12 protein-coding genes are annotated in these 22,464 nt (G+C 64.6%); 3 read left to right on the top strand and 9 right to left on the bottom strand.

The window, feature by feature from the left end; all coding sequences use genetic code 11:
- Window positions 1-45: 45 nt before the first annotated feature.
- The gene (locus AB0N16_RS11805; RefSeq protein WP_365795569.1) at window positions 46-2,469 is read left to right on the top strand and encodes a preprotein translocase subunit SecA; all 2,424 of its coding nucleotides are present in this window, start codon (window positions 46-48) and stop codon (window positions 2,467-2,469) included.
- An 80-nt stretch (window positions 2,470-2,549) separates the two neighbouring features.
- On the opposite strand, the gene AB0N16_RS11810 is transcribed toward AB0N16_RS11805, so the two are convergent.
- The 6 genes from AB0N16_RS11810 to AB0N16_RS11835 all read right to left on the bottom strand — a co-directional run bounded on the left by AB0N16_RS11810 (window position 2,550) and on the right by AB0N16_RS11835 (window position 11,750).
- Entirely contained in the window at window positions 2,550-3,608 is a 1,059-nt protein-coding gene (locus tag AB0N16_RS11810) for a hypothetical protein (protein WP_086800014.1), read from the bottom strand.
- Window positions 3,609-3,679: 71 nt separating this feature from the next.
- The gene (locus AB0N16_RS11815) at window positions 3,680-5,050 is read right to left on the bottom strand and encodes a protein kinase (RefSeq protein WP_123543916.1); all 1,371 of its coding nucleotides are present in this window, start codon (window positions 5,048-5,050) and stop codon (window positions 3,680-3,682) included.
- Entirely contained in the window at window positions 5,047-8,142 is a 3,096-nt protein-coding gene (locus tag AB0N16_RS11820) for a hypothetical protein (protein WP_365795571.1), read from the bottom strand. Before AB0N16_RS11820 ends, AB0N16_RS11815 begins: the two co-directional genes overlap by 4 nt.
- A gap of 22 nt (window positions 8,143-8,164) precedes the next feature.
- On the bottom strand, window positions 8,165-8,818 hold the full coding sequence (locus AB0N16_RS11825; RefSeq protein ID WP_086800011.1) for a hypothetical protein: 654 nt from the start codon (window positions 8,816-8,818) through the stop codon (window positions 8,165-8,167).
- A 535-nt stretch (window positions 8,819-9,353) separates the two neighbouring features.
- Window positions 9,354-10,565 (bottom strand): hypothetical protein, encoded by a 1,212-nt coding sequence (locus tag AB0N16_RS11830; protein ID WP_104786637.1) that lies wholly within the window; start codon window positions 10,563-10,565, stop codon window positions 9,354-9,356.
- Window positions 10,566-11,000: 435 nt separating this feature from the next.
- Window positions 11,001-11,750 carry a transposase family protein gene (locus AB0N16_RS11835; protein WP_365795573.1) on the bottom strand — a complete coding sequence of 250 codons (750 nt, stop codon included), beginning with the start codon at window positions 11,748-11,750 and terminating at the stop codon, window positions 11,001-11,003.
- 315 nt (window positions 11,751-12,065) lie between these two features.
- Here AB0N16_RS11835 and AB0N16_RS11840 point away from each other — a divergent pair, with 315 nt between their 5' ends.
- Window positions 12,066-14,255 carry an AAA family ATPase gene (locus AB0N16_RS11840; RefSeq protein ID WP_356355776.1) on the top strand — a complete coding sequence of 730 codons (2,190 nt, stop codon included), beginning with the start codon at window positions 12,066-12,068 and terminating at the stop codon, window positions 14,253-14,255.
- Between the two features lie 269 nt (window positions 14,256-14,524).
- On the opposite strand, the gene AB0N16_RS11845 is transcribed toward AB0N16_RS11840, so the two are convergent.
- From AB0N16_RS11845 to AB0N16_RS11855, 3 genes are all read right to left on the bottom strand, one after another.
- Window positions 14,525-15,340, bottom strand: coding sequence for a hypothetical protein (locus AB0N16_RS11845; protein WP_104786645.1), 816 nt, complete (start codon window positions 15,338-15,340; stop codon window positions 14,525-14,527).
- Window position 15,341: 1 nt separating this feature from the next.
- Entirely contained in the window at window positions 15,342-19,859 is a 4,518-nt protein-coding gene (locus AB0N16_RS11850) for an AAA domain-containing protein (protein ID WP_365795576.1), read from the bottom strand.
- A 527-nt stretch (window positions 19,860-20,386) separates the two neighbouring features.
- Window positions 20,387-20,605 (bottom strand): helix-turn-helix transcriptional regulator, encoded by a 219-nt coding sequence (locus AB0N16_RS11855; RefSeq protein ID WP_234388233.1) that lies wholly within the window; start codon window positions 20,603-20,605, stop codon window positions 20,387-20,389.
- A 224-nt stretch (window positions 20,606-20,829) separates the two neighbouring features.
- On the opposite strand from AB0N16_RS11855, the gene AB0N16_RS11860 reads away from it, so the two are divergent.
- On the top strand, window positions 20,830-22,143 hold the full coding sequence (locus AB0N16_RS11860; protein ID WP_365795578.1) for a site-specific integrase: 1,314 nt from the start codon (window positions 20,830-20,832) through the stop codon (window positions 22,141-22,143).
- The last annotated feature ends 321 nt before the right edge of the window (window positions 22,144-22,464 follow it).

Raw genomic sequence — 22,464 nt, forward strand, 5'->3', positions numbered from 1 at the left:
GAGGCACGCAAAAAGCGGAAGCGTCACGCTGGTGCGGCGTCGCCAGTGTTCGACCCGCACGCGAAGGTAATCATTGACTCCTGGGCCTCCCTGATGGTGCTCATGGGGAAGTTCCATGCGAGCGACGATCCTGCCGTAGCTGTCGGTGAAGCAGTCGACGAAGCAGTCGACGAGTTCGCCTCGAAGGTACGATGCTTCGACCCGATACGGCTCATCGAGGTGGCTCGTCTGGCGTTCTTGCCATTGGTCCCCGCAGGAATGATTCCGGTCACCGCGGATTCCAGTGCCGCGCCACTCGAACTACTCGCGTTGACCGCTCTCGTGCCTCCACAGGAGGCGGCAGATGTCACAGCCTCCCCCCAGGGTCCGGTGGCAGAGCAGGAGATGAGCCACTTCGTATCGACGGCGCGGGAGGAGATCGACAAGCTTCTCCACTTGGCTCAGCTGCGCTCTTTCGCCGCTGCGGATCCGACCGACAAGCTCGCTCTGGTGTCATTGCTCGTCCAAGGGGGCGAGGTGTGGATGCGAAATTCGTCCTACCCGGAGATGGTCGAAACGACCAACCGCGCGCTCTTGGACGGTGACCCGGAGGTGCGGGCGGCTCTTGTCGCCGAGCTCGGCTTCGACGCGTCTGACGCCCTAGCGGTTCTCGACGCGTGCCATGAGCTCCAGGTGGTGAGCATGAACCATCGCATAGACGCGATGCGTGACTCCGTGTCTGAAGCGATGGCGTCCACTGAGACCGGGCGAGCTGACGATGGGGTCATGGACCTCGCACGGTCCAGCCTCATGACGATGTTCGAGCCTGAAGCCGTCGAGGCCACGGTGGCCATCGAAGACGTCGTCAGACATACCGGCATCGCTGAGGACAAGGTCAAAGCAGTCATCGAGCGGTTCCGACTGGATCTGGCAGGAGCGACGCCTGCAGAAGTCGTCGACGCGTTCACCGCCGGCCAGAATCCGCTGCGGACCCAACCGCTCATCGTCACCACTGACGAACGCCTGATGCTGCCCCACCCAGGGCTCCATGTCTTCGCCGTCCGCGAGAATCTGGAAGAGCATCTCAAGACCTCGGCGGCATGGAACAAATACGCGAAGCACCGTGGAGACCTCCTCGAAGTCCGCACCCGAGACGCCCTGGGTCGCGTGCTGCCCGGAGCCCGCTACCGGGACGGGTTCGAGTACTACGTGCCCGCGAATGCCACGGAGACGGCAAACGCTGACCCGGCGAAGTACACCAAGCGCGTCGAGGGCGACCATCTCGTCCTGATCGACGACGTCGCCATTGTCGTCGAAGACAAAGCCGTCGCGTTCAGTGCACTGTCCCGTGGCGGCAAGAAGACACGGATCCGCAATGATCTGACCGGCATCGTCACGAAAGCCGCCGAGCAAGCTGGTCGGATCCGGGACGGAATCGAGCAGGACGGAGGCCTGCGCATTGAGGACGAGGGGTGGGTAGACCTCAGTCACATCCGCGAGATCCACACGATCGCAGTCAGCCTCGATGACATCTCGCCCGTGCTCACTGCCACCGCGGAGCTGGTGCGGGCGGAGCTGCTCAGCGCCGACAACATCCCCTGGACAGTGTCACTGCACGACCTTGAGCTGATCACGGAACTCGTCGACCGACCCTCTGAGTTCCTGCTCTACCTCCGGCGACGTCGCAACCCGAACGTCACGCTCATGTTCAGCGCACCGGACGAGCTGGACCTGTTTCTGCACTTCTTCGAGGCGGGCCTTTGGGTTGAGCCTGACCCGGCACAGGTGCGCAGCGCGTTCCCGTTCATCCCCGAGCCGTCGCCAGCCGAGTTGCGCCGCTACCGCTCACAGAAGCCGGCCATCGTGACGAGCCGCACCGACGCTCTCGACCAGTGGTTCCACACTAAGCATGAGGCGGGTCCCGAAGCCGCATCCGCCCTCAAACCACACATGGCCGCGACCCCAACCGCGTCCCTCGTCGATGAACTACAAGAGCGCAACGTCACGGGCTGGCTGAGCATCGGGGCCACGCTCCTGTCCGGTGCCCACACCGCTCAGCACAAGTTCGCTCGCTACGGCGCCGAGCTCCTCAACAACCCCTTGCCGAACGGCCAAGGCCGCAGTATCACCATCCCCATCACGGCCAGTGCCGACCCCGCCGAAGGATGGCTCTTCGTCTGGGCTACTCGCCCTGCCGGAGAAGAACCTGCCGCTGCCCAGCAGCGGGTCATGGACTATGTGCGTGCGAAGAAGCACCAGCTCAATCTCCCGCGAGGCGTTGTCTTCCTGTACGACGAACCGACCGGCGACCTCCGGGACATCCTTTACGACGGGCACATCGGACCGCTCGACGCTTCCGTCACCGCGACAGTGAGGACATTGCGGCCCGCCTCGGACTTGCAGCGAACCCTCCATCCCAACGCCAAGCACCCGGCGCGCAACACGGGCAAAACCAAGTCCAAGCAGAAAAGACCGAAGCGGAAACGGTAGCCCTCCGGCCCTCAGCCGAACGCCGTACCTGAAGTAGCCGCAAGCATCACGCACGGCGCGATCGTGATCCTTGAAAGAGCTCAGTGCCTTGGGGCTCCCGATCCTTGGTTCTGCAGAGGCAGAGTTGCTGAGATTGCCGGGAGCAGGCCCAGCGACCTCAGAATACGTCCGGTGTCCGCCCCGTCGATGATCATGTAGGAGCGGGGGCGCCGGGCGTCGTGGGCGTAGGCGTCCATCATGCCCACCACGCTCGGCTTGATCTGGTGGCAGTGCTGCAGAACGAGTAGCTCTGCGGGCTCGGTGAACAGACGGTCGATCTGGTCGCCGTTCTTACCCAAGGCCTTAACGTCCATTGCGCGGGGGTGACCGGGTCCTTTGAACAGCCAGGCAGCCGAAACCTGGTGGCCACGGGCGAACACCCGCGATGTGTAGAGATCGGAACGTTCACCGCCCCAGTCCTTCGGAACGTACGACTCGCCGATCAGCCCGGCGAAGGCGTGTTTCACCACTTCTTCGGGCACGCGCAGGACCGCTTCCCTCTCGGCCTCTGTGAGGGGTGACGCGAAGTCGATCCCGCTGAACTGGCCGATATCGCTGGGGTACACCCGCGCTCCGGGCGCCGGGAGCTCGACGGCAGCATGGTTATCGATGAACGACCTAATGCCGATGAAGACTGGCCTGAGCTCAATTTGCGCCGCGCTGAGACTGGTGACCGTGCCGATCAGGTAGGCCCGTCTGCTTCCGGCAAGGCTCCCGGCCGCGGACGAGCTGGCGGTTCTTGCCGAGTTGAAAGTGCCAGTGACGCGCACCGGTTCGCCCGCGTCGACAACAGCCGTGAAGCTGACCGGCTTGAAGCCCGGGGCATCGTGTTCTCGGTCCCGCTGGAACGTAAATTCCAGCTCAGCGCCGATGATTTGCCCTGCCCGCAGGTCCTGTTCCAGGAGGCACCTGGCGAGCTCACGAACCCCAAACGAGGACAGAACTTCTGCCAGTTCTGTTGCGAGTACGTAGGGCAGCGCCGCCTCGGGCTCGCTTCTGCGAGCGGCCCTCGCCCGCGCGGACTCCGTCCGCTGTTCGCCGAGGAGGGACTGAACCTGGTCCTGGTGGAGGAAGTACGGCTCTAGCGCGATGCGCGTCATCGACAAGGTGATCCTTTAGCTGGGGCGGACCAAGCTCAGTGGCTGGCAACGCTGAGACAGTGTGGGAACAGTCACGAAATGTCCTTGAGCAGGCGCAGGAGTTCGTCCACGTCCTGCGGGCGGTCGGTCGGTTTGTGGCGGGTTGCCTCCTCTACTACGGCTCGCCATGGTCCGTTCGCGGGTAGCAGGGAGACGTTCTGCTCGGGACGCTCTCCGGTCAGGATGGCTGCGATGAGTCGTCCGATGCTGTAGACGTCAGCACTGGCCGCCACATGATGGGGGTTTCCGGAGGCCAGCTCCGGCGCGGCGAATCCCTCGGACCCGAAGCCGGTGCCGGTCCGCGTTCGGTGGGGAACGCTGGTCTCTCCTCGGGGCTGACGTCCCAACCCCCAGTCCGCCACGACCCACTTGCCGTTGAGGAGGAGGACGTTTGCTGGCTTGATGTCGCGGTGCATCCGATCGTCGGCGTGCGGACGGCGCAGTCCTTCGCAGACCGCTGTGACAAGGTCCCGCAGAGCTCCGGTCTCCCGCCGCAGACGTTCCGCGTGGCTGGCTGCGCTGCCGTTCGCAAGCGGCATGACGAACCATCGACCATCTGGGTCAGAGTCAAGCACCGGCATAACGTTCGGGTGCTGTCCGTACAGGTGACCGATGGAGATCTCGCGACCCATGCGGTGCACAGAGTCCTCATCACCGTAGCGGAGCTGTTTCAGAGCGACGGGAATGCGGGCGTGCTTGTGCACGCCGCCAAAAACAGCGCCCTGGCCACCCTCAGCGAGCGGCTCCTGGTCCTTCTCGTAGTCGGACTTCGTTCCACGCTTGAGCCACTGCACAGGAGCCCAGGGTTCGACCTCGCCCATGCCGGTCATGGTCTCGTCGGCGAGAAGGACGCGGGCGGCCTCGATGACGTGGTCACGGTAGGCACCGTGCCGTTGTGCTCTGAGGATGGCTTGCAATGGTCGGGCGGCGGGATAGCGGGCAAGCTCGGCGGAAAGGCGGCGTGCTTCGTTGTCCTGAGTGGCCCTTTGGGCAGCGCGCTGGCTGGTGCGCTCTTGCTGGGCCGCATGCAGGTCAGGATGGGGAGCCCAGCCACGGGGCGGCAGGACCACGCGGGCGTCGCGGAAGTCGCATTCGAGGACGATGCATCCGTTGCGCGCAAGCTCTGCGGCTATCTCCTCGGCACGGTCACCGAATGTGGTCACGGCGGACTGCCATCGGCGGGGGCCGTTGGTGGCAAAGGCCCACTGGCTGTCGGTCAGGCCGTCCGGGCGGTGCGGTGCGGGGAAACCTTCCGGCTCCAGAGTGACACGCGCGATCTTGGGATTACCGTGGCGGTCGGTGCTGTAGTCACCATCGGGCAGGGGAACTGCGTATGTGGTGAGGCCGGGATAGACGCTGAGGTGACGCATCGCGAAGCCACGCGGGCGGGAGCGGGCGGTCATACCGCATCCCGGTACTCGTTGCCGGTCAGCCAGGCCCGGAGCAGTTCGACACGTGGGGCGTGCTCGTCGTAGCCGACGACGACGGGTTGCTCGTTGTACGGGCTGGAGTCTGAGCTGCGGCGTAGCTTGATGTATTCGCCGCAGGCGTCGATGGCGTAGGACTCCATGTCGTCTTGCAGTGCCCCGACGACGGTGATGCCGCTCTCCCTGCCGATCTGGCCGAGCAGGGCGACCGCCTCGCGGCGGTGCTGCTTGCCGAGATTGCGGCCGAGTTCGTCGAGAACGAGGACAAGGGGCCGACCGGTGCCGCTCGCCGCTGCAGCGGCGCACACGAGTTTGATCGCCCGATCATCGATCTGTGCGGTGTTGGCCCGCCGGTTGTAGGGGATGTGATGGCGTCTGCGGGCGCGCCGCCACGTCGGCGTGACTTTCCATTCCCAGTTCTCGGTGGGGTGGGCTGGAGGGAGAGGTTCGTCGTATTGGAGTGAGGCTCCGTATCCGCCGTGGGCCATATCGAGCCGGTCGAACGCGGCTTTGACGTCTTCCAGCTTCTGCTTGATGGCAGAGGTGAGCGCGCCTCGGTGAGCTCGGCTGGCCTGGACGGCTTCCCCGTGGCCGATGCGCGCGGCGTCCAGGCTCTCGTGGCGCTCCTTGCGCTGATGGGCGATCTGTTGGCGCTCATACTGGTCGGTGTCTTCGTGCTGGCGCAGGTAGACGTGCAGCGCGTGGCGCAACGCGGGGAAGGCCGCTTGTGCCTTTGTGCTGCTGTCTGGGCCGCGCTGGCTGAACTCGGCCAGCAGGCTGGTGACTTCTTTCGGTCTGGTGTGAGAGGCGGCTGGAGGGAAGCAGTTGGATATCGCGGTGTTGATCAGAGTCTTGGCTTCTTCCCACCAGTCTTCAGGCGTCCAGGCTTGCTGGGTTTCTGGCAGGGCTAGCAGGTAGTCTCGGGCGGACTCGTCCGTACCGTTCCAGCGGGCTCTCAGTCCGGCGAGGTCCAGCTGTACTTGCTCCTTTTCGAGACTTCCCCGTTTTTCTTGCCTCTCTCTGGTGGTTTCGTCGAGGGCAGCCTTCTGTGCGCGCAGAGACTTGATTTCGTTTTCGCGGCGCCCCTCCAGACGGAGCACCTCGTCCCGTTCGGCAGCTGCGGCAGTGAGGTCAGGGGCCAGTTTCGCGCGCTCGTCTCGGGCGGCCTGGTCTTCCGCCTGCAGAGTGCTGATCTTTCTGTGCAACTCAACGGCTTCGGCTGCGGCTCTTACGCCGTTCAGTCTGCGCTCAGCACCGGCGACTTGCTGCTCGGCGGCCTTCTGCATCCGCACGGCTTCCCGGTGACTGTCGAATTCCTGACGGACGCGGTCTCGTGCAGCGGCGATGCGGGCAGCGCGGTCGGTCACGGGCCGGGGAAAACCGCCGATCGTCACGATGCCCGCATCATCGTAGACACGATCAGGGTTGGCGTGGGCTGTGACTCGCGAGTCCAGCGACGCGAGGAAACCGCTCAGGTCGTAGTCCGAGTTGGTGTTGCACGGGAGGTCAGCGTTCCTTGCGGCTGCGGTCAGATTGGCCGCGATCAAGATCGAGCCGGGCAGGTCCGCGAGGAGGTCACTGGCCATCTTGAGGTGGTGGTGGTCCACGACGGCGGCTGCACGGTACGGCCACAGGGCCGGCTCCCACTTTGGCCTCTGCTGATCAGTGAGGGCAACGGCGTCAAGGAGACAGATGGCCTCGATTCTCTCGGTTGCGAGGAGGTCGATCTGCTGTCTTGCCAGGTCTTTGCCGCTTTCCGCGTCCTCCAAGCCTTCCTCGGCATCGGATAGTGCCTTCTCCGCCACTCCGACTGCCTTGACCCTCTTGTCCAACTCGGCGCCCGCGTCGGCACGCTCTCGTTGGGCGGTTGGTTCGTCGCGGCCGTCGGCGTCACGGGCATTGAGTTTTGCCTCACGCCACCAGCCGTCGGCTTCTTCGATCTGCTGTTGCAGAGTTGCCACCTGCTCGCCCAGGTCGCGGTCGGCGTCGTCGAGCTTTGTGAATGTGCTCTGCGCGGCCTTCTGTCTTTTCGTGAATGCCTCGTCGTCGGCCAGTTCCTTCGCTCGCCTGGCTAGCTCGTGCGCTGTGCGCTTGTCCTGTTCGATCTCGGCGTCGGCCCCGGCTATCTCGGATTGGATGTCGGCATCGCGTTGGAGGGCGTTGTACAGCATCTGTGCTGTATGTGACCGCCAGCGGTCAGCGGCGTCGATAACGTCCTTGCGCGCCTGGTCGCGGGCCTCGATGCCCTCTTCGGTGATCTGAGTCTGCTCTTCCCATGTGGCGAGGTCGGACTCGGCTTTGCTGGCCTTTTGGAGGCGGTCGTACTCGTTGCGGCGTGCCTGGCGTTCCTGCTGTAGTTCGTGCTCAATGCCGGTGAGTACGGCGATTGCCTCGAAGATCCGCCGCTCGGAGATCTCGTTGAGTGGCTGGGCGAGGAGGTTGGGGGCGGCACTGGCCCGTACCGATGTCGACAGGAACGACACGCAGCGCACGTGGTCCCCGTAGAGCGTGTACGGAAGGTCGCGGGCCGCCACGTCGTATCGTCCGGCCTGTGGAGGCAAGGCGTGCCACACCGAGTCCGCGGACTGTTCCCGTTCGGCTTCGCTGTCTCCAGCGGGTAGAAGCAGTCCTTCCTGCCAGCGCAGTTTCAGCCGGGGGCTGCCTTTTTGGCTGTTTCTGTCGATCCGGATCCACACGGTCAGGGCGCCGGCCTGCAACTGGGCGAGGGCGCCCATAGGGGGTGCAAACACGCCGATGAGGTATCCGTAGTCGGCGTTGCCCCAGTGCTCCTCGCCGCCGGCGTCTTCGGAGTTGAACAGCAGGTCGACTGCGGCGGGTGCGCCGGAGCTGAATCGCCACTGTTCGTCGGCATGCAGCAAGCTGATCTGGGCCAGGAGTGACGACTTCCCTGCTCCGTTGGAGTCTTTCGGCCCTTGTCCTGCCACGGCGATGAGGGTGCCGGCTGCCAGCGGGATGGGGTGGGTGGAGAGCCTGGAGATTCGCACGCTCTGGAGGCCGACCAGGACACGGTCGCCGACAATGTCTTTCGGCGGCTCTTTTTTGTCCATGCACCGTTCCTTGAAGAATTCGTCATTTCTGGGGGTTGCCGAGGTTCCGGCGGACCGTGATCGCGGTAGCGAGAGCAGTATCCGGGCCCACGGCCAGGATCAGGTTTTCCTGGAGTCGTTGGCGCGCGGCTGGTGTGAGTCGGCGTAGTGCGGGCCCGGGAATGTAGGAGGATCCTGCTGTCTCGTGGTCTGGTACGCGCGCCGTGCGGACCAGGCCTGCTGCGCGCAGTCGTTGCAGGGCCTCAGACAGGCGCAGTTGCCCGTGGATCTGCGAGAGTTTCCGCAGCTGGGTCGGTGTCGTGGGGTGGTTCGACTGCCAGTTGTCCCCACTCAGGCGTCCTTCTGCCCGGGGGATCGCAACTGAGTGGATCAGTACCAGGATCAGCGCGGCTCTTTCCAGCGGCGGCAGTATCCCCCAGCCATTCGCGACGAGTTCTGCAGCGATATCGTCCCGGTATCCCGATGTCCAGAGGTTGGCGCCTGCGGGGACCAGCGTGCGGCCGGTCATGTGCAGCATCTGGTCAAGCTGGTGACGCAGTGCCGCGTCTCGGAGGGCGGGAAGCGCCGCTTCGCTTGCAGGCTCGCTGCCGTACTCAAGGGCGGCCCAGGCTGAGACCAGCGCGTCGCGCTGTTTATCGCCGAGCGGCTGGAGCATGTCGTCGAAGAGGCCGCTCATCGGTGCGCCTGCCCGGGAGGTCGAGGGGGCGGTATTTCACGCCATAGGTCCCGCAGTAGGGAGATGTCCTGGTCGGGCCAGGTGGCTGTCCAGGGGCCAAGACGGACTGTCTGCGCCTGGCCATCGATGTACAACCACCGACTGGTGTGCAGGCGGCGGAATGCTCCCATTGCGAAGCGGTGCAGAATTTCTCTTTCGCGTCCGGGGATGAGCTGGTCCACGACGTCCAGTACCTCGTGCATCGTTGCCGACTGGCCTGGCCAGGGGCTTGCCTGAACATCGGTCCAGCAGCAACGCAGCGCTGCGGCAAGGACCCGGTTGGTCTCGTTGGGGTGTCTCACGGAGAGCAAGGGCATCTGCAGTTCGCGGAGCACGGCTGGCGTGACGTCGTCGGGTGGGCGGGGCACCAGCCAGAAGATCTCACCATCCTGCTCCACTACGCGCAGCATGCCTGCCGGTGTTCTTGTGGCTGCCGGCATGCGCAGCGGGCCTTCGGCCCGCACCCTCGCCCACCACAGTGCCTCGTCCGGATCACTCACGCGGGTCTCCGTACTCGTTCGAACACGCCCCAGGTGAGCCAGGAGGGGACACTGCCTGCCCGTACCTGGACCGGGCCGGTCCAGGTCAGTCGGTAGGGGAGTCGGTCGTTGTTGCTCGCGGCGGTCAGGTCGGACAGTAGGCGGCGTGCTGTTACCCAGCCGATGTCCGACAGAAGGTGTTCGACTGCCACAGAGTCCTCGCCGCTGAGCGCTTCCTCGGCGATTGCCGCCAGCCGTTCGGCCTCGGCGTCCTTCCATTCCTGGTAGGGCTGTTCTTTGTTATCGGGAACTGGGGACCGCGGTGGTGTCGGGCGGTTGGTAGTTGTCTGTGGCGTGCGGGCCACGGCCTCCGCGAGGTCAGCGACGTCGTGCCATGGGGATGGCGCGTCGAATACCTGATCGGCCAGGACCGCCGCGAGCTCGTCCACCGATGCGCGGTTCGCGAAGCGCTTCCACATCTCGGGGGGTAGGAGATTCAAGGCCCGGGAAGTTCCCGCTGCTGCCATGAGGCGAGCCGAGGCGTTCGTCGAGGCATCTTCGTAGGCGGCGATCGCCGAGCGCAGTTCGCCGCATTTACGGCTGAGTGCGGGCCAGAACTGCAACAGGATCTCGTGCACTGCGGACGCCTGGTCGATCAGCGACTTGGCGTTCCATAGCAGTGGCGCGCGCTCCCGCAGGTTTTCCACCGTGCCGCTGACGGTCAGCGCTACGAGTTCGGCGACGAGCAGTCGAAGTGCGGTGGTGATACCGACCACTACCTCAAGGGCTTCCTCGGTTGTGCTCTCCCCGCCTTCCAGCCTGATCTTCTCCATCGTCAGAAGCTGGTGCAGTTCCGACTGACCTCCGCGGGCCAACATCCGCTGGACGAACAGCATGGAGACGTAGCTGGTGAAGGAGGCCCGGTACTCACGTTGGTAGGGCTTGTCAAAGGCAGGCTGGATCGCGCCGAGCCCTTTCAGCACGCTCAGGCGGTCCTTGACTAGCTCGTCCGGGAAGGCGGCGCAGGCCGCCTTGATCTGCTCTGTTGTGAGGCCGTCCTCCCCCGCCCTGGCAAACGCAGCGAACAACGTGTTCGCCAGGTGGAACAGGGCAACGTCATCGATCGCCGCGTTGGACCGGCTCGCAAGGACAGCAACAATCTGCCTGAATACAGAAACGACAGTCTGCTCGGCCGCTGCCGTATCCAGTCCAAGCTGCTCGTCAATCATTGAATCGTCCTGGTTGTGCCCTGACTTTAGGTGGGGGTTCCAGCTGCGGCGTTACCCAGACGAGGTGGAACTCCGCTGCGCATTTCAGGGATGAGTATTTGTACAGGGGAAGTTGGCACTGCAGGTTGATCCCGTCACCTCCCCCAGCCACTCGCAGCACGTAGGGTAGCCGATCCGATAGACGGACCATGGGCAGATTAGCGATCACGGTCAGACCGTGGGGCGTGATCGACACTGAGGTCGTGACCCCGACCGCTGATCCATCTGAGCGTGCGGCAGTCCGTCCGTATCGGCGAACTGGTTCCACTTCATCACTGCCAGACCCCGCCTCACCACAGGATGACAGGGATCCCGAGCACTGATCACGCTGGTCCGATTACCGGATCGGTGCGGGACCGCGACATTGCCTCAGACCATCTCTATCACTGAGCCTTTTCAGCGGTGCCGCTCCAGGGTGAGGATGGCGGCTGCGATTGACGACATGCGGTTGGGACTGCAGCGGGCTTTGCGGAAGATCCGCCAGGACTTCAGTCGTGCGACGCCGCGCTCGACCGCCGCGCGTGCCGCCGACAGCGCGCGGTTGACGGTTTGCTGGGTTGGTGTGAGGTCGCGGCCGGGCAGGCGTCTGAGGGGTGTCGTCACCCACGGGCCGGCTCCGATGTATGCGCGGTCGGCGAGGATCGGAATGCCTTGGCGTTCGCAGATCCGGAGGATCCGGTGGGTGCGGGCCGCGGTCAGGTCGTGCGCGCGGCCGGGCAGTGCGGGTGAGATCCACAGCAGTCGTCCTGCTGGATCGGTCACCACCTGCACGTTCACGCCGTGGCGTCGGTGTTTTTGGGAGAAGTCGGCCCGGCTGTCGCCGACCCGGTCGCACTCCGCGAGGGTGCCGTCCAGCAGGACGTAGTCGGGGTCGGCTTCGCGCAGGTTTCGCAGGAGCCCGGGTGCGCGGTCGGCGAGCAGGGCGATGACGGCTGCGGTGTAGGCATGGGCGGTGCCGACGGAGATGCCTAAGCCTGCCGCGAGTTGCGCGAGGGTGTCGTGGCGTCGCAGGTACACCAGGCCGACCAGCGCACGCTGGTGCGGCGGGAGTTTGCACCGTCGGCCACCCTCGCGGGTGACGATGAGCATGGTTGCCCACTCGACCAGGGCATGAGGTAGGTCGAGTGCGGCAGAATACGGAACCAACGCGGCTCCTGCGCCTGTGGGTTGAGACTTCGAACACCTCCCCCAACGGCACGGGAGCCTCGTGCGTTGCGCACCCTGTCGGCGTCACCCGATCGGTGGCCGAGCTGAAAACGCTCACTCAGTAGGCAGGTCCGATGCACCCCATCGAGTCGATGCGTAAACGCCTCCCACTTCCTGCCCCCGTTCGAGGACCCTTGCACCCTGTGCTGCGTCAACTCATGGAAGGGGCCTTGCTTCCGTGGTGTTCGAACTTCCACGTCGAGGCGACACGGGCCTCTACGATGTCGGTTCGGCCCGACAGTCTTCTGGAGCACCATGCGCCTCGCACACATCAAGATCGATAACTTCCGCGGGCTCAGCCAGGTTGACATCCGCCTCTCCCGCTTTGGTTGTCTGATCGGCGAGAACAACGCGGGGAAGTCGTCTGTGTTCCAGGCCTTGAACATCTTCTTGCGCTCAGCCGCCGTCACGGAGGCCGATTTCCTCAATCCCGCCCGCCCCGTCCGCATCCAGCTCAGCTTCTCCGAAATCCACGAGGCTGACCTTCAGCGCCTGGAAGACAGTCACCGCTCACGTATTGAGCCAGAGGTGAGCGACGGCCGCCTCACCTTGGCCCGGACGTACGCCAGTCCGGGCAAGGGCTCCATGTGGGTGGTCAAGAAGGTGCCCAGCGATGCTCGCTTGCGGAAACCAGCTCTTGAGGAGGTACTCCGCCCCAAGATCTCCACTGAGGAGCTGGAGGCGAACGTTCGAGGTGTCTACCCAGAGATCTTCGACAAGCTGTCCGGCAAGATCACGCGTGTGGCCGTGAGACGAGAGTGGGCTGAACTCGTCGCCGCTCTTCCGGAAGGCGCCTACAGCACGGGCGACGATCCTCTGATGACCGGCCTGGATAAATCGGTGGCTCCGTTGCTGCCGGAGCCAATCTACATCCCGGCCGTGAAAGAGCTGAACGACGATCTCAAGACCACGTCATCAGCAACGTTCGGTCGGCTCCTGTCCCTTCTATTCGAAGACATCGAGCATCAACTCCCTGAGCTGGAAGCCTCTTTCGATCAACTGCGGAACCAACTCAATGTGGTGGAGGAGGAGGACGGCAGCGAGTCGGACCGGCGGCTGCCGGAGGTGCGCCAGATCGAGACGTTGATCCAGCAGAACCTCCAAGAGTCCTTCCCTCGTGCGAGTGTGCGTCTGGAGATTCCCCCACCCCGACTTCGCAGTTTGTTGGAGGAGGCCCAGATCGCCATCAACGACGGCGTCAGTGGCCCCTTCAAGACCAAGGGAGACGGTCTGCGCAGGTCGGTGGCGTTCGCGATCCTGCGTACGTACGTGGACCTCAAGACTGCACGGCCTTCGCAGCCCGACAGTGCCCAGCAGCCCTGTCTGCTCTTGTTCGAAGAGCCGGAGGTCTTCCTCCATCCGCAGGCGCAGCGCAAACTCTTTGAAGCCCTGACGATCTTCTCTCACTACAACGACGTCCTGGTCAGTACTCACTCGTCTGCGTTCTGTGCCCCCGGGGCAACCGGTACCTTCGTGAAGGTCGTCAAGGACCACACTCTGGATCCGCCGGCCAGCCGGACCTGTGTGATTGACCTGTCCGACATGAACGCCCGGGACCAGTTCGAGATCATCACGTACGAGAACAACGAGGCCGCCTTCTTCGCCAACTCCGTTCTGCTCGTGGAGGGCCCCAGCGACCGAACTCTCATTCCCCATATCGCGCGCACTCTCAGCCCCCAGTGGGATTTCGAGAAGCGCGGAGCCGCGATCGCCAAGGTAGAGGGAAAAGGAAGCATCGAGCGGTACCGCAAGTTCTTCCAGCGTTTCGAGATGCGAGTCGCAGTCATCGCTGACCTGGATGCCGTGCTTGACGGCTTCGACAAGCTGGGCGCCAGTGAAAAGTGCCGTGAACTGCGTGATCGGCTCGTGTGCCGGGTCACGGAGTTGGTGGAGGAGGAAGAATCGGATGAGGTTTCCAGCAGGACCCTCAAGGGAATCCGTACCAGCGGCAGCGCACGGGAACTGTGGCGGCAGGCCAAGATCAAGCAGGAGGAGCACGCCCAGGGACTGTGCGGGTTCGACGAGTTGAACGCCGCTGTAGACGCCTTCTTCGCCCGATCCGCTTCAGGCGCGGCGCGCAGGATCCTGGAGGAAGCCAGTGACCCTGAGCTAGAGAAGATGAAGCTGGACCTGCTGCGAATGCTCCGCGAAGAGAACATCTACGTGTGGGAGCGCGGGGCCATCGAGGCCTACTATCCGGACTTGCAGACGAACGAATCGAACAACAAGAACGACCGTGCTCGCACGTTCTGCGAGCGGTATACCACTGCCGAAGCCATCCGCGGCCTGCCTGTCTTTAAAGACTCCGCTGGTTGCGAGTTCGACCTCATCTTCGAGGCATTCTTCGGAACGGTCTCTCTGGAATCGCCCCCGATTGAGATTCCCGAGCAGGCTGCAACAGAGGGACCGTCAGTTGAGCTCGGGGAAACATCTACAGTTGAATGACTCAGACGCTTCTCCATTGTGTGCGCCGCCCCGGAGAATCTCAGTACGCCCCGGATCTTTCCGGTTCGAAGGTGCTCGCCGCAAAGCCACCTTCCGCCTTTGGCAGTAAATTTGGTTATGTCCACGCCGGGGCTGTTGACGGCTTCCATGAGAGATTTGCGTTCAGTCTGCGGTCGCTGTCGATGGTGCAAGCTACAGCAACGCGACGTTAACGGGTAAGAAAGGGGCTGCCACATTCCTGTCAAACTCGTTAACGTCGTTACCGACGCCTATTGAGGGTTGCTTGCCGCCAGGTCGTTGAGCACAGCGTTGACTGTGGACCAGCAGAGGTCGGCTGTGTCGAAGTCTGCGCTGTGTTTGGCTCGTTTCTCCGCGAGGGGGTGGACCAGGTTGCGGTAGGTGCGTAGCAGGTCTGAGGCCATTTTTGCGTCTTGGTCGATCCACTGGTTGGTGTGGGCGTGCTGAATGAGGTCCTGCAGTCGGGTGTCGCGGGCGGGGCGGGTCAGCGGCACGGTTGCGTTTCTGACGTCGGCGGCGTGGACGAGGACGCCTTCGAGGAGGCTCCCGAGCATGATGACGGCGGAGGTGTAGGCGCCGTGTTCTTGGCAGATGCGGGCTTCGTCGAGGCGTAGCTGAACGGCGCGGGCCAGGTCGGGGTCGGAGACGATGTCGGTGATGGCCACCTTCAGCTCTACCCGCTGGGGGCGAGGGGGTTCGTCGGGGTCGTACTCGATGAGGAACGGCTGCCCTTTGTGGTAGTCGATGCGGCGGCCTTCGAGGGCGAGGACTTCCTGGAGGCGTTGGATGACGGCGTCGTAGTCGGCGGGTTGTTGTTGGTATTCCCGTCGGTCGGCCAGGCGCAGGATGACGCGCTCGGTGTCTCCTGCCTGGTCTTCCTGCCGTTCGCGCAGGATGGTGTGTACCCAGCGGTGGCGCGGGCTGCCGTCGTGGTCGGGGACGTCTTCCCAGCCGGCCCGGCGGAGGAAGGGAGCGAGTTCCCAGCCCGCTCGGCGTTTCATGCCCGGCTCGTCACCGCAGACCATGGCGGCCAGTTCTTCGAGGGTGCTGTCGTCGTAGTTGTCCATGTCAGTGTCCCTCGCTGTCTTCGTCCGGCTCGCCGTCGTAGGGGTCCGCGTCTTCGTCGGGTTCGGCCTCGGCCAGGCCGACCGGAGTCCAGGGCATGTCGGTCAGCGCGTCATCGATGGATGGCTCGCGGACCGTGCGGGGATGGATGCCCAGCTCGGTCAGGCGTTCCCACAGAGGTTCCAAGGCCTCGTCGGGTGAGAGGGCGAAGGCGCTGCTGCGTATACGCCAGAACGTCCAGCCGGCGCGGCGAAGCTCCCGCTCGCGCTCGGCGTCGTCGTGGATCTGTTTCGGGGTGGAGTGGTGAGGGCTTCCGTCGCACTCGACTGCGAGGCGTCCGTGGCCTCCGGTGACGACGAGGTCGATGCGTTTTCCGTTGACTTCCCACTGGGGTACTACGTCGTAGCCGCGTTCCTTGATGCGCAGGAAGACGCGCTGCTCGAAGAGCGAGTCGAAGGGCTCGCAGTGTCGGTCTGCGCTGACGTTGGCGGGCTGGTGGGGGTGTGTGTAGGGCGGGGGCGGGCTCACCATGTAGGTGAGCAGGGAGCGGCGCAGGTCTTTGCTGCTGAGCTGGTCGATGGTCAGGGAATGGAAGAGCCACATCTGGTCGCGGGCCCGGCTGGCGGCCACGTTGAAGCGTCGTTCGTGGTTCCGGCCGGTCGCGGCGATGACGTTGGCTCCGTCGACGACCATCGACAGGAGGATGACGTCGCGCTGGTCTCCCTGGAACTGTTCGGGTGTGCCGACCTGGATGCTGTGGCGTTCGCGGGCCGATACGTCGATGCGCTGGTCGACGAGGTCCTGGACCAGGCGGGTCTGGTCGCCGTGGCGCAGGATGATCACGCCAATGCTGCGGTCGGCGTAGGCAGGGTCCTGGGTGAGGCGGTGCAGTTCGTTGACGACGGCCTCTGCCTCGGGCCGGTTGATGAGTTTGTCCCGGCGTCCTTCGCAGTGCCCTTCGGGCACGTGGACGACCTTCAGCGGAGGGAGGCGGTCGGAGCCGTGCTGGCGCAGCAGGACCAGCTGGTTGTCGGGATAGAACTGCATGGAGGACCATTTGATGATCTCCGGCATGCACCGGAAGTGCTCGGCGAGACGGATCACTTCAGTGAAGCGGGACTGCAGCAGTTCGTACAAGTTGGACTTGGGGTCGAAGCCTTCGCGCTGCCAGGGTTCGAGGCCGGCCATGCGCTCGTCGAAGATCTGGGTGATCCGGTCATGCTTGCTGCCGCTGTAGAACGGGGCGCATTGCCGGTCGTCGCCGACGACGATGATGCGGGGTGCGAGCCAGAGCAAAAGCAGGCCGTCCAGGCCCACTTGGCTTGCTTCATCGACGATGACGACGTCGAAGGAGTCCGGCTCTGGACTGATCGTTTCCGCTACCTGGTTCAGCGGCATGATCCACGCCGGTACCGCTCCTTGCGCTGTCTGCATAGCTGAGCGCGCGTGACGCTGGTGGCGTTTGCCGTACTCGGTGGTTCCCTTGCCTGCGTTGGCCACGGCGCTGGCGTACGCAGCAAGGGCCTGTTTGTGCTTGGTGGTCATGCGGCTGACGCAATGGAGTGCTGCGCGGTCGCAGACCAGCTGTTCCACCAGGTCGTGCAGCCGGCCTTGGGTCTGGGCCAGTTCGCCCTCGAGTTGCTCTTCGCGTCCTGGGAGCAGGTGGGTGTCGAGGAAGTCCTGAGCCTGCCTCCATGCCCAGGCCTGGGGCAGCACGGCGAACCGGGAGCGCCAGTGCGGGGCGAGGGGATCGCCGGCGAAGTCCTTGGCGAGTTCGGGGTGGGCCTCGGCAAGGCACTCGAAGAGTTTCCCGGTCTCGCGCCGGTCTGCCTCACGCTGGTATGCCGCAGCCAGTGCCTCCACCGCCTGCGCGTAGGCCTGCGCATCACGGGCCGCTACGGCATCCACCGCGCGCTGCAGCTCTTCCACGCCATGCGGGTGAGGCGGGGGAAGACTCTTGAGAAGCTCTTCGAAGCGTTGTGCTGCGGTCCTGATGTGCAGGAGTTGACGGGCCTGGGCCGTGGCCTGGCGGATGTCGCGCCACTGCTCGGCGGTGGTGACCGGTGTCTGAATTCCGTCGGCCAGCAGGGTTGCGTGGACCTGGCGGATGACCTCCACGCAGGTGTCGATGGCTTGCAGGATGACGGCCCTGTCCAGGAGCTCGGACGTCATCAGTTCGGCGGTGTCCTGTCCGACGGCCGATCCGACGCCGGTCCACCGGCCGCGCAGGGTGCGGGCGTGGGCACGCATCTCCAGTTGCCGTACGACCGCGGTGATGTGCTCCCGGCTGGCCGGCGCCATGCCTTCTACCCGGCACTGTTCGAGGAGGAATCGGGCTTGCTTGACGACGGCCGGTCGGGGCCATCGCGTGTTCAGTTTTCCGGTGCGCAGGACGTGTTGCTCCAGATTGCGGCCCGCGATCAGGAGCTCCTTCTCCTCGCTTTCGGACAGGCGCGGGATCTCCACTTCCAGGAAGGAGGCGGCGGCTATCTCGTCGTGGGTCTGCTGTGCACGCTGTGAGGCGTTTCGGATGCTGTCCCACAGCTGCTGCCATCGCTGGGCGATGCCGTCCTGCAGCGCACGCGTGGACCAGATATCCGCCTGCCAGGAGGTGGGGTCCGCGGACAACCCGACCCTCTGCAGGGCCTGCTGAGCTCGGTCCAGGAGCGCTTCCAGCACCATGAGCCGCGCGTCACCGTGGTCCGCCAGTTCCTGCGCCAGCGGTGTGACCGGCTCGCGGCCGACGGCTTCCTCGGCTCCTTGAAGTTCCGTGATGCGGCGGGAAACCTCCGTCGGGTCCGGCAGCGTTGCCGGGTCCGGGCAGTACTGGATGCGGGCGTCGAGGATTCCGGGGCCGTGCTGGGCAACCAGCAGCCACAGTCGCTCAGCTTCGTCCGTGGTCAGGGGCGGGACCTGTGGGGCCTGGACATCCAGGGGCGGCAGCCACTGATATTCAGCTGCGCCGTGTTCCACTGCCTGCACGATGTCGTCGAGCCGCCCTCGGTAGCCCGGCGCGATCTCGGGGTGCTCGTACCACTCGACCTCGCGTACCTGACGCAGGCGGTCTTGGACTTTGGCCTGCTCTGCCATGAGCTGGTGCCGCTGCGTCTGTTGGTCGTCGATGCGCTGTTGGAGCCGAGCAAGGTTCGTTGTCGCGTTCAGGTGTGCCAATGCTCCCAGCGACTGGCTCAGATCGGAGTTACCGCCCTGCCACTGATCGCCTTGGATCACGCACATGCTGCGCAGCTTGGACGGCAGCTGGTCGCGCAGCACGTTCAGAGCCTGGCTTTTGGCGCTGGTGACCAGGACTCGCTTGCCGTCCGCGAGGAGTGCGGCGATCAGGTTGCTGATGGTGTGTGTCTTTCCGGTGCCCGGCGGGCCCTGGACCACGACACTGGTGTCGCGCTGCAGCCGGTCCAGGACATCGCGCTGGGCAGCGTTGGTGACCATCGGGAACAGCGGATCCGGTCCCAGTGCCGGCGGCACGGAGCCATTCCTGCTCCCCCAGGCCGTCCGGTGCTCCGGTTCAAGGTCATACAGCAGCTGCGCCAGCCCCAAAGGAGCCTGTGCTCCCGGACGCTTCAGCGCCCGGGCGATGCTCTCGTAGAAGCCGAGGACGGAGCGCTGGCTGTGTTCGCGCAGGATGAGCGCGGGCGCGAGATGCAGTGACCGCGTCTGGGGTTCAGCGGTGCGGTCGGGGTGCTGGCCGGTGGGGTCGAACGGGAGCACGCGGTCGACTCCGAAAGCCCGCTGCGCCCACGAGCGCACGGCCTGTGCAGCCCGGTCCGACAGCGGGTGGAAGGGGACGTCCTCGACAGCGGAGCGTACGACCCCCAGCAGCTCCGACGTGTAGCCGTCGGACTCGCTGAGGAAGTCGGTGTCTTCCAGACGGCCGGGGTGCTCCGGCACGAGAGAAACGGTCACGTTGATCGATGCCGGTTCAACGGTGAGGGTCACCGGTGTGGTCACGATGTGCCGGCGGACCCGGGCCGAGGGACGACCGGCTCCGAGTTGCAAGAGACCTACGGCCAGGACTACTTCGAAGGTGTCGCTGTCCTGCTCGATCTTCTTGGCCATCCGGTACAGCTGCTGGTGCAGTCGCCGTTGCGGCTCGGCCGCCAGCTCTTCCTGTGACCATCGCATCCACTTGCCGGCCCACGTCTCGTACGCCTTGCGTTCTTCGGAGCTGCCGCTCTCCAGAGCCAGTTGGTTCTCCTCCACGCTTGCCTGGTCGTCGGCTATTTGACGGTCATTCGGTGTGTTGTCGATCAGGCCGGGAGGTTGCGGTCCAGCGGTGGCGGCGGCCTCGGCGGACACCCTGCCGTGCAAGATCGCCGGCAGCCGCGGTGCTTCTTGGGGTGGACGGTGCTTGACCACCATGATGCGAGGGTCGGCGTCCACAGCACGGCGCACGGTCCCATCGGGAGCGTCCGCGAGCCACACCGTTTCCGGGTACTTGGCACAATCACGGATGGTCTTGGAGACGGCGCCCCGCACCAGCTCCTGCAGACAGTCGATCAAGACGCGAGTGTCACGGACGGCTTTGGGATCGCTGCCATCACGTACTGCCGGGCGGGCCATCACATCCCCCAAACGCCTGCCACTCTGGCAAGCCTTTTAGGATCCCTGGCGGCTGCACACTGGGCAATGTGACGGGGCTCATGCACAATCATTTCCGGACATGAATGTCCTCCGGTGCACTTCAGCCTCGCCACTTGCGGCTAACCCATGGCACGGAGCAGCTGCCGCCCTCGGTGAGCAGCAACTCACCAGAAGGCAGGTGAGTCCACCTTGTTACCACCTCGGCCAGCACTGGCGAGCGAAGTTCGGACAGCGGTCCGCCCCTCCGCCAAGACCTTGAGGGCAACCCGCCCGTACGCGAACCGCGAGCATCGAACGCGCGGGCCCCTCGTGACCACAGGCCCGCCGGCTAATCCCCCCTGACGCCCGCGGTCATTCGGCCTGAAAACCCTGCCCGCGAGCAGCAAAGCCCAAACGGGCGTCGCGTGCTGGCAGGAAACACCGATCCCCTATTGACCGCCTGCGAACTATGGTGAGTCCCGTTTGCCTGGCACCTCGCGCGCTACATGGTTGACGAGCTCGCCCGGTTCCACACCGAGTCCTGCTGCGATATCCAGAAGCGTCAGCACGCTGGGGCTGCGCTGCCCGTGCTCGATATAGATGAGGCCGCGAAAGCTCAGCCCGCTGAGCTCTGCGAGTTCTTCCAGGCTGTATCCCCGTTCCTCTCTGAGACGACGGATTTGCATACCCAGGGACAGGAGTCGCGGGTCCGGTGACGGTTCACGTGCTGGCACACGGCGACTCGACCGTCACACCTTTGCGTGCACCATGAACAGCTGTGCATAACTACTCGTCGTAACGGACAGTATCGCCGTGGCGGGCAGCAACAACGTCGTCGCGCCCACCGCCTACCCAGTGCAAAAGGTCGGCGACAGGTCCAGCATGCAGCTCAGTTTCGTGGGCGAGGCACATGAGCAAGCCAATCGAGCCGTTCGATCGCTGGCACAAGAGATATCCAAAACCAGAACGCGGTGACACCCCGTGCCGGTGCGGCACGCCACAGCAACCTCTGTACCCGTCTTCGGACCACGGCCGAGGCCATCGCTGGCAGGCCCGGTACACCGACTGCTCAGGAAAAGAGAAACGGCCGGCTTTTGCCATCTGGCAGGAAGCCCGCGACTTCCTAGACAACGTGCTCACAGAGACCGAAAGGCAGACGGCGCGCGACAGTAATCCGGGCAGCCTTCCGGTTGAATACTTCGCAACCGAGATGATGGAAAGGAGACGCAAGCGGAAGAAGAACATCAATACCTGCGACACCTACGAAAGCCATCTCCGGAGCCACATCCTGCCGTTCGCCGGCCACCGAACCGCAAGCAGCCTGCGCCGCCGCGATTCCATGGCCTTCGTCGACTACCTCCTCGACAAGGAAGGCCTCGACTCTGCCTGCACCGTCGTCCAGATCTTCAAGACCTGGCGCATCCTCGTGCACTACATGCTGGACGAGGACGTCTCGCTCCCTGCCAACATCGTGGCGAGGATCGACCTCCCGGACGTCACACCACGCGTCAAGGTCGCGCTGTCTCCTGGGCAGGTCGCCGCGGCAGCGGCGACAATGCGGAAGGTCGCGCCGCGCTACGAGGTCCTGATCTGGCTCGGAGCCTGCGCCGGACTACGCCAGGGCGAGGCCTTCGGACTGAAGCGAAGCCAGGTCGCCTGGAAACACGACCTGCTGCACATCGAAGAACAACGGCAGCGCGGTAAGGCCGTACGCCTCAAGACCAAGGCCAGCTACGCCACCTTGCCAGTGGATCACTTCTTGATCGAGCGGCTGCTACACCACGTGTCACGGTTCTCTGAGCCGGAACCCGTCTCACCAGGCGCCGAGCGCCGCCGTCGGGCACGCGGCTACGTCGAGCCACCGGACGAGGACCTGATCGTCACGAACCGTTATGGCCGACCCGTACTGATCAGCCACTTCCATCAGAAATGGCGAAGGACGGTGAAGCAAGCCGGGCTTCCGGACAGAACCCGTTTCCACGACCTCAAGCACTTCTACACCACCACGCTCGGCGGGTCCGGCAAGCACGACCCGAAAACCGTGCAAGCACTCTCCCGGCACGCCAAATTCTCCGAAACCTGGGACACCTACGCCCACCCACCCCTCGCCGTGGAGGAAGTCATGGTCACCGTGTTCGGAACCGCGTTCTCACACATCGACACTCCGACGACATCGTTGCGGAACGGATCTACCTTCGTGGCCGGCGCGGCGTCCGCGCCCTGAGCGCCTGCCCTCCTGCCTCCAACTCGCGTCCAGGGGCGGCGGCCTCAGCCGCTCCTTGCTTCGATGACCGCCTCAGCAGATTGACCGCCCCTCCCTCTGCAGCCCTCACAGAGGTCCAGCCAATTCGCGGCAGTACCAGTTGCCCCCGATTCGAACCTTCGACCGGGGTTCGGCTCCTGGCAAGGCCCTGGCCGCGTCGAGCAGCACGGCAGATGCTCTGGCGTCCGTTTTCGGACTGTGCGCGGGTATGTCCCCTTGTGTGCGCCCGTCGTATCCGACCTAGCGTCTCGATCTTGTCGTTACGCCACCGATGCGACGCAG

This window comes from Streptomyces sp. NPDC051105 (genome assembly GCF_040682795.1).
Classification (GTDB): Bacteria; Actinomycetota; Actinomycetes; order Streptomycetales; family Streptomycetaceae; genus Streptomyces.